This is a genomic window from Treponema berlinense, assembly GCF_900167025.1.
GTDB classification, from domain to species: domain Bacteria; phylum Spirochaetota; class Spirochaetia; order Treponematales; family Treponemataceae; genus Treponema_D; species Treponema_D berlinense.
This window is the reverse complement of the sequence record NZ_FUXC01000005.1, coordinates 95,682-110,104: the sequence shown is the minus strand read 5'-3', so window position 1 is coordinate 110,104 and position 14,423 is coordinate 95,682. Positions and strand designations below refer to the sequence as shown.

12 protein-coding genes, 3 tRNA genes and 1 other RNA gene are annotated in these 14,423 nt (G+C 39.7%); 4 read left to right on the top strand and 12 right to left on the bottom strand.

Translation table 11 applies throughout. From position 1 onward, the window contains the following. Nucleotides 1-110 precede the first annotated feature (110 nt). The 3 genes from B5D47_RS05735 to B5D47_RS05725 form a co-directional block, all read right to left on the bottom strand. A tRNA-Arg gene (locus tag B5D47_RS05735) sits at nt 111-185 on the bottom strand. Nucleotides 186-224: 39 nt separating this feature from the next. Continuing rightward, nucleotides 225-309, bottom strand: a tRNA-Ser gene (locus B5D47_RS05730). Between the two features lie 18 nt (nt 310-327). Beyond that, nucleotides 328-412: transfer RNA gene (locus B5D47_RS05725), tRNA-Ser, on the bottom strand. A gap of 212 nt (nt 413-624) precedes the next feature. Here B5D47_RS05725 and B5D47_RS05720 point away from each other — a divergent pair. Further along, on the top strand, nt 625-1,230 hold the full coding sequence (locus B5D47_RS05720) for a DUF308 domain-containing protein (RefSeq protein WP_078930881.1): 606 nt from the start codon (nt 625-627) through the stop codon (nt 1,228-1,230). Nucleotides 1,231-1,340: 110 nt separating this feature from the next. On the opposite strand, the gene B5D47_RS05715 is transcribed toward B5D47_RS05720, so the two are convergent. Genes B5D47_RS05715 through B5D47_RS05705 form a run of 3 tightly spaced genes read right to left on the bottom strand, consistent with a single transcriptional unit; the run spans nt 1,341 to nt 4,937 of the window. Beyond that, entirely contained in the window at nt 1,341-1,754 is a 414-nt protein-coding gene (locus B5D47_RS05715) for an EamA family transporter (RefSeq protein ID WP_078930880.1), read from the bottom strand. A gap of 40 nt (nt 1,755-1,794) precedes the next feature. Continuing rightward, nucleotides 1,795-3,864: a hypothetical protein gene (locus B5D47_RS05710; protein ID WP_078930879.1), complete on the bottom strand. Its 2,070-nt coding sequence runs from the start codon at nt 3,862-3,864 to the stop codon at nt 1,795-1,797. A gap of 2 nt (nt 3,865-3,866) precedes the next feature. Beyond that, nucleotides 3,867-4,937: a DUF2804 family protein gene (locus tag B5D47_RS05705; protein ID WP_078930878.1), complete on the bottom strand. Its 1,071-nt coding sequence runs from the start codon at nt 4,935-4,937 to the stop codon at nt 3,867-3,869. A 177-nt stretch (nt 4,938-5,114) separates the two neighbouring features. Here B5D47_RS05705 and B5D47_RS05700 point away from each other — a divergent pair, with 177 nt between their 5' ends. After that, the gene (locus B5D47_RS05700) at nt 5,115-7,187 is read left to right on the top strand and encodes a methyl-accepting chemotaxis protein (RefSeq protein WP_078930877.1); all 2,073 of its coding nucleotides are present in this window, start codon (nt 5,115-5,117) and stop codon (nt 7,185-7,187) included. 117 nt (nt 7,188-7,304) lie between these two features. On the opposite strand, the gene B5D47_RS05695 is transcribed toward B5D47_RS05700, so the two are convergent. Together B5D47_RS05695 and B5D47_RS05690 are read right to left on the bottom strand one after the other, a co-directional pair. Then, nucleotides 7,305-8,363, bottom strand: a complete 1,059-nt coding sequence (locus B5D47_RS05695; RefSeq protein WP_078930876.1) for a transposase — start codon at nt 8,361-8,363, stop codon at nt 7,305-7,307. A 159-nt stretch (nt 8,364-8,522) separates the two neighbouring features. After that, a complete protein-coding gene (locus B5D47_RS05690; protein ID WP_078930875.1) occupies nt 8,523-9,509 on the bottom strand; it encodes a TRAP transporter substrate-binding protein in 987 nt (328 codons plus the stop codon). 189 nt (nt 9,510-9,698) lie between these two features. Here B5D47_RS05690 and ffs point away from each other — a divergent pair. Then, an RNA gene (ffs, locus tag B5D47_RS05685) (signal recognition particle sRNA small type) lies at nt 9,699-9,794 on the top strand. A gap of 70 nt (nt 9,795-9,864) precedes the next feature. Here the strand turns inward: ffs and B5D47_RS05680 are convergent. The 4 genes from B5D47_RS05680 to B5D47_RS11780 all read right to left on the bottom strand — a co-directional run bounded on the left by B5D47_RS05680 (nt 9,865) and on the right by B5D47_RS11780 (nt 12,959). Next, the gene (locus B5D47_RS05680) at nt 9,865-11,292 is read right to left on the bottom strand and encodes a dihydroorotase (RefSeq protein WP_078930874.1); all 1,428 of its coding nucleotides are present in this window, start codon (nt 11,290-11,292) and stop codon (nt 9,865-9,867) included. Between the two features lie 20 nt (nt 11,293-11,312). Beyond that, the gene (locus B5D47_RS05675) at nt 11,313-11,747 is read right to left on the bottom strand and encodes an aspartate carbamoyltransferase regulatory subunit (protein WP_078930873.1); all 435 of its coding nucleotides are present in this window, start codon (nt 11,745-11,747) and stop codon (nt 11,313-11,315) included. After that, entirely contained in the window at nt 11,747-12,667 is a 921-nt protein-coding gene (pyrB, locus tag B5D47_RS05670) for an aspartate carbamoyltransferase (RefSeq protein ID WP_078930872.1), read from the bottom strand. Before pyrB ends, B5D47_RS05675 begins: the two co-directional genes overlap by 1 nt. A gap of 157 nt (nt 12,668-12,824) precedes the next feature. Next, nucleotides 12,825-12,959, bottom strand: a complete 135-nt coding sequence (locus B5D47_RS11780) for a hypothetical protein (RefSeq protein ID WP_268811069.1) — start codon at nt 12,957-12,959, stop codon at nt 12,825-12,827. 377 nt (nt 12,960-13,336) lie between these two features. Here B5D47_RS11780 and B5D47_RS05665 point away from each other — a divergent pair, with 377 nt between their 5' ends. Then, the gene (locus tag B5D47_RS05665) at nt 13,337-14,296 is read left to right on the top strand and encodes a tripartite tricarboxylate transporter substrate binding protein (protein ID WP_078930871.1); all 960 of its coding nucleotides are present in this window, start codon (nt 13,337-13,339) and stop codon (nt 14,294-14,296) included. The last annotated feature ends 127 nt before the right edge of the window (nt 14,297-14,423 follow it).

Genomic DNA, 14,423 nt, shown 5'->3' with positions numbered 1-14,423 from the left:
TTTATCGCGAATTTTCTGAATTGAATTTTATGAATTGATTGAATAAAAAACTGAAAAAAAAACAAAGACAGGCATAAAAAAAACCGGTCTTTTGACCGGTGCAATTTTCGTGAGACTGACACGATTCGAACGTGCGACCTCCACCTCCGCAGGGTGGCGCTCTAATCCAACTGAGCTACAATCTCAAACAGTTTAACAACACTTTGAAGGAAGCGTTCGTTTCTCGGAGGCGACAGGAGTTGAACCTGCCCAGCCCGTAAGGAACTGACGGATTAGCAATCCGTTGTATTACCGCTCTACCACGCCTCCAGGCGTCATCAAAAGAAACGGAGCGAGAGGGATTCGAACCCCCGATACATTGCTGTATAACGGTTTTCAAGACCGCCGCCTTCGACCGCTCGGCCATCGCTCCAGTTGATGCTCTATTAAGATATATTTTTTAAATATTTGTGTCAAGCACACAAAAGCATTTTTTTCTAATTTTTTAAGGAATTTTTAGGCGCATTGATTAAAAATAAAGAAAATTGTAATCAAAAGCTTGTTTTTTAAAATAAGCATGCCATTTTTTAGTTTAATCCGATTTTTTATAGACTAAAACCCGACTGTATGATTATATTTTAAACTATGGATAAAAATAAATTTATATTATCGATTTTAGTTGCTGTTATCGGACTTTTAATGCTGCTAAGTCCGCAGACTTTTATTGCCTTTGCAGTAATTATGCTTGGGATTGCTTCTGTTATTGACGGCGTTTTTATAATGGTTGCAACCAGAAACCTTGTTTTGGATCCGGATTATCGCCTTATGATGACAATCCGCGGAATTTTAAGCATTGTTGTAGGAACCGTTGCTGTTATTCTGCCTATTGTAACAGCGGCAATCATATGGAAAATTATGGCATACGTGCTTGGCGGATATCTGCTCGTTTCTGCAGGACTTGAAGTTTATGGAATTTTAAAACTTCACCGCAACGGCATTATGATAAAACAGTCTTTAATCGAAACCATAGTTCTTGTAATTCTTGCGATCGCACTTTTTATCATTCCTTCAAAAACGGCAGGAGGCATAATCGTGGGAATCTGCGGTGCGCTCTTAATCTTTGCAGGCGTTTTCAGCGCATTTTTGCAGTGGAGAAACCGTCCAATCACCGTTGTTCCAGATTCTGTCGTAACCGAAAACCCTGACGATTCAGAAAAAACTGATTCTGACGAAAACACTGAAAATATCTAACCATAAAAAAACAGTCCAAGGTTGACATAAAAATGGCAGTCCGGACTGTTTTTTTTGTTTCAAAAAATCTTAACAATTCAAAATTCTTCATAAAAATAAAAAGAAAAAATCTACAAAACCATCACAAGAGTTCCTGCGGCAAGAAGAATCGAGCCGACCAGCGATTTTAAGGTAAACTGCTCGTGTAAAAATACAAAAGCAAGAATTAAAGTCAAAACAGTGCTCATCTTGTCAATTGGAACAACTTTTGACGCGTCCCCAATTTTCAAAGCCTTGTAATAACAAAGCCAGGACGCTCCGGTCGCAAGTCCGGATAAAATCAAAAAAATCCAGCTGCGCTTTCCAATATTGAAAATGCCGTCTTGAGAGTGCGTCAGAAAGACCATTCCCCATGCCATCAAAAGCACAACAAATGTTCTTATGGCAGTTGCAAGGTTTGAACTTACACCTTCAATCCCAACCTTTGCAAGAATCGAAGTTAAGGCTGCAAAAACAGATGAGCCGACTGCAAATAAAATCCACATATACAAAATATATTGAATTGATTTTTTTGGTTCAATTGGTTCAGTTTTTGCTTGTTTTTTGAAGATTTTTTATGCTTTCTGCAAAAAGTCTGTTTTGGTCATCGCGCACAGGCACGCTAAAAGCAGGACCGCCGTCTTTTTCAGAAATTCTATAAATATTTTCCGAGCCGCCAGAATATGCAGGACTTTCAACATTGTTAATCCACCAATCGAGAACGCTAACAAGGCACATTGCATATTTTATCAAATTAGCATTTGTCGCAGCGCTTTCGCCCTGAGATTTTCTGCCTAAAAGCACATCGAGCCTTTTTGAAACCGGATTTGGAATATCGAATTCGTATTTTTCCCAGGGATTTGAAATTCCTAAAACAAGACCTTTTGTTCCAGCCTGTCTGTCGATTTCCTTGGAAAGCGAGGTCAAATTCTGGCGCAAAAAATCAGTGCGAAGACAGAGCGGAATATACTTGTCGTCGCTTGCAGGTTTTTCGAGCAAAAGCTGTTCAAATTCAAAATGCGGCAAAAAGTTATATTTCGTCTGCCACAAAATCGAAGTTAAAAGTTTTTTTCCAAAAAGTGAATTTTTAAAATCGCTCTGAGAATACTGCTGGTTTACAAAATCGCAAAGCTGCTCGCAGTATTTTTTTTCAAAAAGCTCTTCACGGTAAACTGTCCATTCGTTGAGGGCAACCGAAAGTTTGTCCGTCCTTTTATTTGACTTGAACTGAGATCCGTCATCTTCTTCCGTAAAAACAATGTTTCGGCAGCCTTGAAGCAAATCTTCGATAATCCTCAAAAGCGTAACGACAACCTGCATTGGATTTTGCGGGCTCAAAAGGTTGTAACCGTCACGGAATTCATAAATCGGCTGAAAATACGGATACAAGTCCGGCATTGAGTCAAGCCTTGAAAATCCGGCATCTGGAAAAAGTCTCTCAAGAAGCTTTATTCCGGCGTCCACGATTTCTGTATGCTTTCCGCGTTGAAGTTCCGGATTGTTTTTTTTGCGTTCTTCTTCCTTTTGCTTGCGTTCCTGCTCCGCCTTTTGCTGAGCCGCCTTTATATCTTCTTTTTTTTCTGGAAGAATTATGTCGAATTTAGAAATTCCAAGAAAAGAAAGAATATTTGCCGTTTCTTCTGTAAAAAATGCCGGAAAATATTCAAATTTCGGACTGCACATACGCATTAAAAGCGGATACATTCCTTTTATAATCTGGGTGTAAACATAAAGCCATTCGGTAATTCCCTGCTTAGAAAGCATGATCAGCTTTTTTTGATCCGAATTTGGATACTTCATCAAATCGCTGTAGATTTCCTTAAAAAAGCGCGGAATTGCGTTTTCGCCAATGTAATAAATTTTAAGCAAATCCTTGTAAACAGTCTTTACAATCGGCTGCATCATTGCAACTGTAACTTCTTCCGGATGTTCCTGAACGTCGAGCGCCAAAATCTTTAAATTTTTCATTGTCCAGCCGCCGACAGTCCTCAAAAACTTGAATTTTGCATCCTGACTGCTGACAATTTTTGACTTATAAGTTTCCGGGCATATTTGAATTAAAGATTTTACTGTCGTTATAAAACTTTGGTAGTGGTCAAGATGATTCTGCAAGTCGTAAGAAATGTAGCCTGGACGCAGAAGTTCCGTTCCGTTTTTTTTAAGATAGCGGACAAAGTTAAAGATTCCAAAATTCGGCTTGATCTTGTAATCTTCGCTCATCATCAGTTTGTCCATTAAGCCGCGTTCTTTTGAAGCAATTTCCGGCAGTCCGTTTTCTTCTCTTTTTCGGGCTGTTTTTGGAACATATCCGTATTTGTCGCCTTTTTTTTGTTCTGAAGATGAATTTGAATTTTTTGTCTGGGAATTATTTGCCGACAAAGAAGCGACATCCGCCGCCGAACGTCCATTTGCCCTGTGCGAATAATGCCTTTCTTTTTGAGGAAATGCAGAATAATCAATCGGTGCCGATTTTTCCTGCAAAATTTCGCCGCCAAGAAGTTTTGTCATTCTGACGGCTTCTTCCTTGTCGATTGGACCGATTGCTCTTCTTGTAGCATCGAGTGTTCCAGGTTCCCAAGACTGTTCGACTTTTTTCCGACCAAACTCATCGCTCATTTTCAAACCCTCAACAACTGCTCTCTGGCGAGTCCGCCAAAACCGCTTACAGTTATATCTTCTCCGTCTTTTGTCTTAAAAACACCTTCAAATTTTCCATAAAGGTTTAAAACTACGATTTTAAAAGCAAAAAGGCTCAGTTCCCGGTAAATTCTAGAAACAGGAACAAAAGTCAAGTCAACCATGTTTTCTGTGTCTTGAATTATCCACTTTTTGTTTACACCAAAAGGCTGTGTCATTTTTACAGGCGGAAGAGTCGTGCAGTTTCCATCGACCATCAAAACATTCTGATTTACAGCTTCCTGAAGAGAAACAGAGTCCAAAGAATTATTCAACACAAAAGAAATGCTTCTTCCTTTAAAATCTCCGGAAGCAAAAATTTTTTGTTCCTGAGTTCTGTAACCGTAATACGCGCGTTTTATCGAAAAAACAGAAGTTTCGTTTTCTACATTTATAACCTGTCCGGCAGATTTTTTTGTCTTGCCGATTGTAAGGGTTCCACGCAATTTTTGCGAAGTTACATAAGTTGCGCAGCAGCGCCGCCTGGATTTTAAAGGAACGCACTGAGTAACTTCGTTAGAGGCAGGGTCAGAAAAATGCCCGGTCAAAGCCGCCTGGACAGAAGGACTTCCAGAAGTTCCCTTTAGGTTGAATATTATCGAAATTCTATCGCGTTTGTGATCCCAGCTGATCCGTACATAACGACGCGGATTAAAACTTGCGCAAAATCCCTGTTCAAGATTATGAGGAATAAAACGGTGTCTTGGTCCCATCAAATTTCTGTAAACATATTTGCGGCCGTTTTCTTTATTCCATAAGTCAATTTCTACAAGACCAAACATTTTATTGTCAAAAAAACTGATCAGTCCCTGATAAGACCCGGCATTAAAATTAAAAAGAAGTGAGCTTTTTATACGGAAATTTGAAATGAATACAGGAAGAGGAACTCCACCGAACGGCGAGTGCAATCCACGAATGTCTAGTTGAGAAACATGCCCCGCAAAAGTTCCGAAAAGCGCGTGTCCATTTTTTACAAGCGCAGGAGGCGGTTCAAGCATTTGCCTAAAATACATTCTGTAATTATATATCAGCACCTTGGATAATTGCAAATAGAAGCATAAAAAAACTACTTTTTTTGCAAAAAAAGCAAAAGTCAATAATTAAATGTTGTAAGTCGATAAATTTCACAAATAAAAAAAAGAACTCAGTTTGACTTTGCGAATAAAGCTTAGACAAGTTATAATATTCTTATGAGGCTTTCTATTATGAAAAACACAATAAAACAAAAATCTGCTGCAAAATTTATCACAGTCCTGCTTGCAATCGGGATTGTCCTTTACGCAACCATCGTAGTCTTTGTAGTAAACAACCGGCTTTCGAGCGGAATTGTTTCTTATTTTGCCAGCGAAATCGAAAATCAGTCAAAAACTCTTACCAAAGAAATGAACAAAACTTTGGAACAGGCACAGTCAACAGCTGCAAATATCCAGCTCGCGTATGCAACAATATATCCAGAATACGGTTTTGACAGAACAATCATGAACAGTTTTGCCATTGGCGCAAGAGAATATTACGGCGCAAAAAACATTGTATTTTTTAACAGTTTTGGAATGCAGGTTTCCAGTCCAAAGTACGGTGTCGTACCAAAAACCTCCATTATCCGCGAAGTTTTAAATGGAAAAGAAGTTACAAAATTCGAAAAAGACGGAGCGGACATTTATGCAACCGTTATTCTTCCTTTAAAATCAAAAGATAAGATTTTTGGCGCTGTTGAAATAAGAACTCCGGTTTCGACCGAAGATGTCGTTAAAGAGGCTGCTTCTTACAGCGACTGCGATTTTACAATTTTTGACGGAAATACCCAGTACGTAACTTCTCTGGGCGAAATGGCAGGAACAACACTTGATGATGCCGAAGTGTTTGAAACCGTAAAAAGCGGCCAGACAGTTACCTTGCACTCAGTTTTTAACGGCCATCGCTACATTTCTTATTACTTTCCGTTTTATGACAATGACGGAAACTTTTTAACCACTCTCTTTATCGGAAAAACTCTGGATATTGCAAAGAGTCTTTCAGGCTCAATCTTCCGCTCGTTAATCGGCGCAATTGTTTTATTCTCAGCGCTTCTTCTTGTAGTCCTTTCATTTGCAATTTACAAAAAAATGATAAATCCTCTCGAAAAAATCAGAAAAGCAGTCGGAAATCTTTCTTCCGGAGATGCCGATTTGACAGTAAGAATTCCTGTTAAAGGAAATGATGAATTCTCTGGACTTGCTTCGGATGTAAACAAATTTGTCGAAATGCTCCAGAAAATAATTCAGGATTTGAATCTTTCTCAAAACGCGCTTAACGAGGCAAGCGAAAGCCTTGAACAAAGCGCCCAGGGTTCTGCTTCTGCCGCATCGGAAATTCTTGCAAATATTGAAAGCGTACGGAAACAGTCAAAAAACCAGGCCGATTCTGTTATAAACACATCTTCGGTTTTGGATTCATCTTCGAAAACAGTCGACAAGCTTTCGGAACTGATTGAAAGCCAGGCAGCCGGAATTGCACAGTCATCTGCCGCAATTGAAGAAATGCTCGGAAATATTTCGACGGTAACAACTTCCGCAGGAAAAATGGCAGACAGTTTTGCAGAGCTCTCAACGACAGTCGGCAACGGAAGTTCAAAACTTACAAGCGTTGACAAAAAAGTCACTCAGATTGCAGAGCAATCAAAAACTTTGATTCAGGCAAACAGAATTATTTCTCAAATTGCCTCAGAAACAAACTTGCTTGCAATGAACGCCGCAATCGAAGCAGCGCACGCAGGAGAAGCAGGAAAAGGCTTTAGCGTTGTTGCAGAAGAAATCAGAAAACTGGCAGAAACTTCAAGCGCACAGACAAAGACAATTTCTTCCGAATTAAAGGGAATTTCCAATTCAATCCAGGAAGTTGTTGAACTTTCTCACGAATCAAGCACGGCATTTGAAGCGATTGTTTCAAAATTGAATTCAACGGATTCGATAATTCAAGAAATTGACGGTGCAATGGGAGAACAGCAGACTGCTTCAAAACAGATATTCGAGTTTTTGGCAAGAATGCGCGACCAGTCTGGCGAAGTAAACAAAAAAGCAGACGATATGAAGGGCGGAATTGCAAACGTTTTAAGAGACATGAACAATGTTTCTCAAATCTCAACGACAATCCTCGGCAGCATGGACGAAATGACAGTCGGAATGCAGCAGATTGGCGAAGCCACACAAAACGTTTCTACCCTTGCAGAAAGCACAAAAGAAAACATTGGAACTATGAGCAGACAGCTCGGACAGTTCAAGGTTTAAGTCAATCATAAACAGCAAAAAAAAGGGGCTGTCCTAGAAGTTATTAACAGACTTCAAAAAGGGCGGCCTTTTTTATGTTAAATGAATTTTGTAGATTTTTGTTTATTGTTTTTTTTCTTAGGTGTTCATTAATCGAATCAGCTGCTTGAAATCATATCCCAGCATCAATAATCCCCATTCAATTCCAACTTTTTCTTTTCCCCGAAGATGAAATCGCCTGAATTTTAAATTGCCTTTTGTCTGTCCAAAGACAGTCTCACATTCAGTGGAGCGCTTTTTCATGAGAGTTTTATATTCTTCACTGGAAAGAAGTTCTTTTACTTTTGCTTTCTGTTCAAGCCAGTGCCCGTTTCTTTGAATCACTCTGCCATATTCAGATTTTGTACATAACTCTCTGAACGGACAGCCTTCGCAGTTTTCACACTGGTAAACTTCGTAAGTCTGTAAATATCCGGATTTATTTTTCTTAGTCACCGTCTTTCTGTAAGGAACTGGATTTCCGCAGGGGCAGGTATATTCTTTCTGTTCAGCATCGTATTTCCAGTTTTCAGTGTTGAATGTCTTTTTCTTGAAACTCCTTTTTGTTTCTTTTTCATAAGTTGTGTACTTTACGATTCCTGTGATTTCATTTTCTTCCAGATAATCGTAATTCTCTTCGCTTCCATAGCCAGCATCCGCAATTGCAAACTTAAACTTACATCCAAGACGTTTCTGAACATTTTCAAGATGAGGAATAAATGTCCTTGTGTCCGTAGGATTTGGAAATACGTCATATCCTATTACAAAATTGTTTTCAGTTCCAACCTGAATATTATAGCCCGGTTTGAGCTGACCATTGAGCATGTGGTCTTCCTTCATCCGCATGAAAGTTGCGTCTTCGTCTGTTTTTGAGTAGCTGTTTCTGTCATTAAAAGTGGCGTTAGCCTTCTCGTATTTCTCTTTTCCAGACGAATGTGTATTTATTTGCGGCACTTTCAATTTTTGTTCCGTCAACGAAATATTTTTCAAGGCTGACATAACCTTAAGCAGCATGACCGGATTGTATCTGCTTGCTCCGCCGCCTTTTGTGTTTCGTGCAAATACTTCTTCAATTTCGAGTTCATCTACTGTTTTACTGACAATTCTTACAAAATGATTTTGCGGAACCAGTTGTCCAGACTTGGTGGCAGGAGCCACTGCCCGCCCTGGTTATATGGTTTGTATGTGATTTTATCGCTTACGCCTCTGCTCATATTTAAATTTTAGCAGATTTGAATTCTCTTGTAAATTTAAAATAATTAGGGCTGCCCATTTCTTTTTGGACAGCCCCTTTTTTTTTAAATTATTGCATTTGTTTTATTTTGTAAATGCAATAACCTTGTCCATAAGGTCTTTTCCGTAAATTTCAGAGAAGATTTCAAATACGCTCTGTGTAGCCTTTTTGAATTCGCCAAGGTCTGGTCTTGTTACAACCATTCCTTCTTTTTTAAGGCTTGCAACAAGGCTGTTTGTCTGATCTTTTACAAGAGTTCTGTTAAGGTTCTGTGCTTTGATTGCCGCATCCTGAACAACTTTCTTTTCAGCAGCAGAAAGCTTGTTCCAGACATCTTTTTTGATTACGAGAGGCATTGCATCGTAACTGTGGTTTGTAATTGCAAGATATTTCTGAACCTGATAAAGCTTGTTGTTGTAAATTACAGGAATCGGGTTTTCCTGAGAATCAAACTGACCTGCTTTTAATGCGGCCGGCAATTTTCCAAAATCAAGAGGTTCCGGACGAGCACCCAAAGCTGTCATTGTTTCCATTACAATCTGGTTTGCAGGAGTTCTGATTTTAAGGCCTTTCATGTCTGCAACTTTTGTTACTTGGCGGCTTGTTGTTGTAACACAGCGGAAACCGTTGTCATAATGAGCAAGAACTACAATGTTAGATGATTCAAGTTCTTTATTAACGCCTTTTACAATATCGCTGTCCATGAATTTCCACGCTTTGTCAAAATCTGTAAAAAGGAACGGCAAAGCAGAAACACCTACGTTTGTAGCATAAATACCGAAGTTTCCTGCGCTTGATACTGTCATATCAACAGGCCCTCTGTTGATAATGCTTTCTATAAGGTTTGTGTCCGAAGCCTTCATTCCAATTGTTGGAAGTCTTGAACTGTCATAAAGTTCAACAGTAATGCTCCCTTTAGAATTTTTTTCAACCTCTTCCTTAAACAACTTTGAAGCTACAGCGCGAGGATCAGATGAACCTGTCGAGTAACCTAACTTTATTACAGTTGCGGAAAAAGCACTTGCAATAAATGAACCAGCCATGAGGGCTGCAAGAATTGTTTTCTTCATACGTGTACTCCTTAAATAAGTCTTAAGATTATTAAATTATATCACTTTTTTAAGAAAATATAAAAAAATTCTAAAAAATATGAATATTAAAACTAAGTTTTTAACAGAAAAATTTTTGCTATATTGATATAAAAAATAAAACAGACTGCGTGTTGATTTTTATGTTCTGATATGATAGATTCTCTGTATTGCCAGGATCTAACAAAGTCTGCTTTAAGCACCGTGTCAGAGGGGGAACCCAGCAGCACACTTTTTGCAGTCTTGTGTATAGACATCCTGGCTTTTTTTATGCCTAAAAAAAACTGGAGCAAAAAACATTTTTTACAAAAAGCCATGCCCCAGTTTTTCTAATTTTTTAATCCAGCGAATAAACCTGATTTCCCAAATAAAAAGTCGTATGAACGCGTCCGGTGAGTTTTTGACCTTCAAACGGCGTTGATTTTCCTTTGCTCTGGAATTTTTCTGAACAAACCGTCCACTGCTCATCTGGATCCACAAGAACAAGATTTGCTTCGTAACCTGGAGCGAGTTTTCCAGAATTGAGCTTTAAAAGTTTTGAAGGATTTTCTGACATAAGCTGGCTCAGGCGGCACAAACTTAAACCTTCGCGTTTTACAAGAACCGTATTGCATACAGCGAACGAAGTCTCAAGTCCGGTAAACCCCGGACTTCCGGCGGCCTTATCCTGCTGAGTATGAGGCGCGTGGTCTGTCGAAATTACATCGACAGTTCCGTCTTTTATTGCGGCAATAAGGGCAGAACGGTCTTCTTCGCTTCTGAGAGGCGGATTTACGAGCGCACGAAGATATGGAGAATCAGTACCAACAAGTCCGATATGGTGAGGCGTTACTTCGACAGTACATTCAAAGTCTGCTGAAGTTTTTCCTTCTTTTCTGAGGGCTTTTGCGCGTCTTACAGCGTCCATGCTGATTGCTGTGGAACAGTGGCAAACGTGAATATGGCAGCCGGCAATTTTTGCAATTTCGATATTCCGCTCTGTCGCCGCATCTTCCGCAAGAGCCAAAAGCTGGTTTGCCGCCGTCAGACAGCCGTCAATTTCAAAATTTACGGAATCAGGAACATTCTGCGTTACTACATTCACCTTGCCGGCAGGAATATTGTAATTTTCCATAAATTTTAAGGCACGCTGACGATACGGTCTTGCAGCAGCAGCCAGGAAAGGATCTTCGCAGTGGCAGCTGACAATTATGCTTTTTTTTCCGGCAGCCTTCATTCCTTCAAGCATAACAGCAGAATTTGCAACTTCGCGTCCGTCTTCGCTGATTACAGGAAATTCTTCAACTGAAAGATTTTGAATTTCAGAAACATCATCGCCTTCAAAATTTTTTGTAATGCTTACAGTCTGAAAAACGCGCGCAAGTTTTTTTTCTGACGCCTCGCTCATTATTTGACGGGCAAGTTTTGCGCTGGAAACAACAGGCGCAGTATTTGGCATTGTAACAACTGTTCCAAAGCCTCCTGCCACAGCCGCCCTTAAACCAGAATCAAGGTCTTCTTTTTGAGTCTGCCCCGGATAACGAAAATGCACGTGCATATCAACAAATGACGGCATCAAGACAAGTCCTTTTGCGTCAAACAAAACAGGACTTCCCTTAATTTCTGGCAAAACAGAACTAGCTATAACAAAAGCCATTTCTGAATTTTTAACTTCGCCAAGAAAAACTCCGCAGATTTTGCCGTTTTTTACAACGACAAGTCCAGGATTTTCTATCGAAGAATCTACTAAAATTGCATTGTAAATAATCAGTATTTTGGAGTCCATTTTATTTTCCTTGTTAAAACTTATTCGATTTTTCCTGCGGTATAGAAAGCGTCGCAGTATTCGCAGCGGTAAGTTGCCTTTTTTCTGTCAGCAAGAATAAAAACCTGAGGAACATAATGTTCGGTCATTGTTATACAGCGCGGATTTTTGCATTTTATAACGTTTTCTACACGGTCTGGAAGTTCCATTCTAATTTTGCGGACTATTTTTTCGTCTTTTATTATATTAACGCAAATATTTGGATCCACAAAACCCAAAACCGAAAAATCAATATTGATGATATTGTCGATTTTTATAATGTCTTTTCTTTCAGCCTTTTTGCTCGGAACGTTCATAATCAGCGCGCTTGTAAAACTTGCCTTATCAAGTCCAAGCCAGTGAAAAATTTGCGGGCCGCAGCCTGCCTTTATGTGGTCGATTACAAGACCATTTTTGATTGTATCAACATTAAGCATTACAGAACCCCCAGAATTTTTGCAATAAGAGCCATTCTCGCATACATTCCATATTTTACCTGCTTAAAGTAGGCGGCACGCGGATCAGAGTCAACTTCCGGTGAAATTTCGTTTACGCGTGGAAGCGGATGCAAAACAATCATATCTTTTCGGGCAAGCTCCATTTTTGCCTTGTCGAGGATATAACTGTCCTTTAAGCGCAGGTAATCCTGTTCGTTAAAAAAGCGTTCCTTTTGAACCCGGGTCATGTAAAGAATATCAAGATCGCCGATTACATCTTCCAGACGGCTTGCGGTTGAATAAGGAATATTGGCTTCGTCCAAAAAATTAGAAACCCAGTCAGGAATTTTTAATTCTTCCGGGCTTATAAAGACGAATTTTACATTTTTGTAACGGCACATTGCTTCTGTCAGAGAATGAACGGTTCGTCCAAATTTCAAGTCGCCGCAAAAACCGATTGTGTGTCCTTCAAAACCGCCTTTTAACGCACGGATCGTCACAAGGTCGGTTAGAGTTTGCGTCGGATGATAATGTCCGCCGTCGCCGGCATTGATAATCGGGCATTCTGAAAATTTGCTCGCCAGAAGAGCCGCGCCTTCTTTTGGACTTCGCATTGCAATTACATCAACGTAAGAACTTACAACGCGAATCGTGTCCGCTAAAGTTTCGCCTTTTGAAGTTGAACTGTTGGAAGCATCGCTAAAACCTTCGACAGTTCCGCCCAAATGCAGCATGGCCGCTTCAAAACTCAAGCGCGTTCTAGTGCTTGGCTCAAAAAAAAGTGTCGCAAGAATTTTCCCGCGACACACGTCCTGAAAAGATGATGGATCAACAATAATCTGTTCGGCGAGAGTACAAATCTCGTCAATTTCTGAAACAGTCAAATCGTTTGGCTGGATTAAACTTAGACCTTTAAGCATGGCTTGAGTTTACCACAACGAAAAATTTTTACCAATAGAAAACAAATCGCTTACAAAAATTTTTTAAAATAAAATTTCCGCTTAACCGCCCACGTGCTCATAAAAAAGCCTGATTTTGAAAACTCAAAACCAGGCTTATGTTAAAACTTTTTATCTGTTAGCGTTCCTTCTTAAAACTGTAAATCAAGTTATCGGACAGGGCGTTGTCTACGCTGACAAGAACCCAACCAATGCTTTGAAGCTTTAAAAAATCCGATTCAGAAATGTTTTCTACCGTTACAAAAGATTCCATAAAAGAGCGATTCCTCCAGCGCTTTTGAATTTTGTTAACACTCTCGAAAACTTTTTTAACTCTTATAACTGTATTTTAGCACTAATCCGTAAAAAAACATAAAAAAAACGAACTTTTTTGTGCAAACATAACGTTTTATTATTTTTTTGAAAAGAAAAACCTACGCCAGATTGTAGCAGCGCGTAGCGTCCGCCTTTGGCGGATGGAGCAGAAGCGGAACTGCGGAAAGCTGGTTAGACGGCAAAATTCCGTCCGCATTTATAGTAGACTTTTCAATAACTAAAAGTTACGGATTAAAATTTTGACTTGTAAAAAATCCTCATATATCATTTAAAAGTCATCTAAATATTGATTTGTTCTTGAGGAGGAATATACAGATGAAAAAAATTTTGCTTGCTGCAACAGCAGCATTGTTTTTGTTTGGTGCTGCAGGTTGTAAAGAAAAAAACAACGTTTATCCAAAAAAAGGCGTTACTATGATTTGTCCATGGGGCGCTGGTGGAGGAACTGACGCAATTCTTCGCGCTGTTTGCTCTACTGCCGAAAAATATCTTGGAACGACAATAACTGTTGAAAATAAAACTGGTGGCGCCGGCTCTATCGGTTTTCGCGCAATCAAAGATGCAAAACCGGACGGCTACACTCTCGGTATGATTACTTTTGAGTTGAATTCAAACCCATGGCAGGGACTTCAGGATTTTACTTACGAAGCTTATGATCCGCTCATTATGGTAAACACTGACGCTGCCACAATCACTGTAAAAGCTGACGCTCCATACAACACTCTTGCAGAATTTGTTGACTACTGCAAAGCTCACCCTGGAAAAGTAAATATCGGAAACTCTGCTCCAGGCTCTGTATGGCACATTGCAGCCGGACTTTTTGCCTCTGAAGCAGGAATCGACGTAAAACACGTTCCTTTTGAAGGCGCTGCTGGTGCTGTAACTGCTGTTGCCGGCGGCCACATCGAAGCCGTTTCTGTTTCTCTTGCAGAAGTAAAATCTCAGCTCGACGCTGGAAACGTAAAAGTTCTTGCAATTATGGATTCAAAACGTCCAGAAGCTTATCCAAACATTCCAACAATGAAAGAATGTGGTTATGACGTTGAATTTGGTACTTGGCGCGGAATTGGACTTCCAAAGGGAGTTTCTGCAGAAATCAAAGCTGTTCTTTTTGACGCTTTCACAAAGGCTATGAAAGATGAAAACTTCATCAAAACAGCTAAAAACCTGAACCAGAACGTTACTTACATGGATTCTGAAGTTTTTGCAACTTACCTTAAAAACAACTACGAAGGCACTGGCGCTACAATGAAGCAGCTTGGACTTACAAACTAGCTTCTAACTAAATATTTTTGGGCTGTCCAAAAAGTTTGAACCGGCGGTAAGATTTTCTGTCAAAATATTTGCGCAGAGGATTTTGCCGCAAGAACTGCTTTGGATAGCCTTTTTTTTACTGGAGACA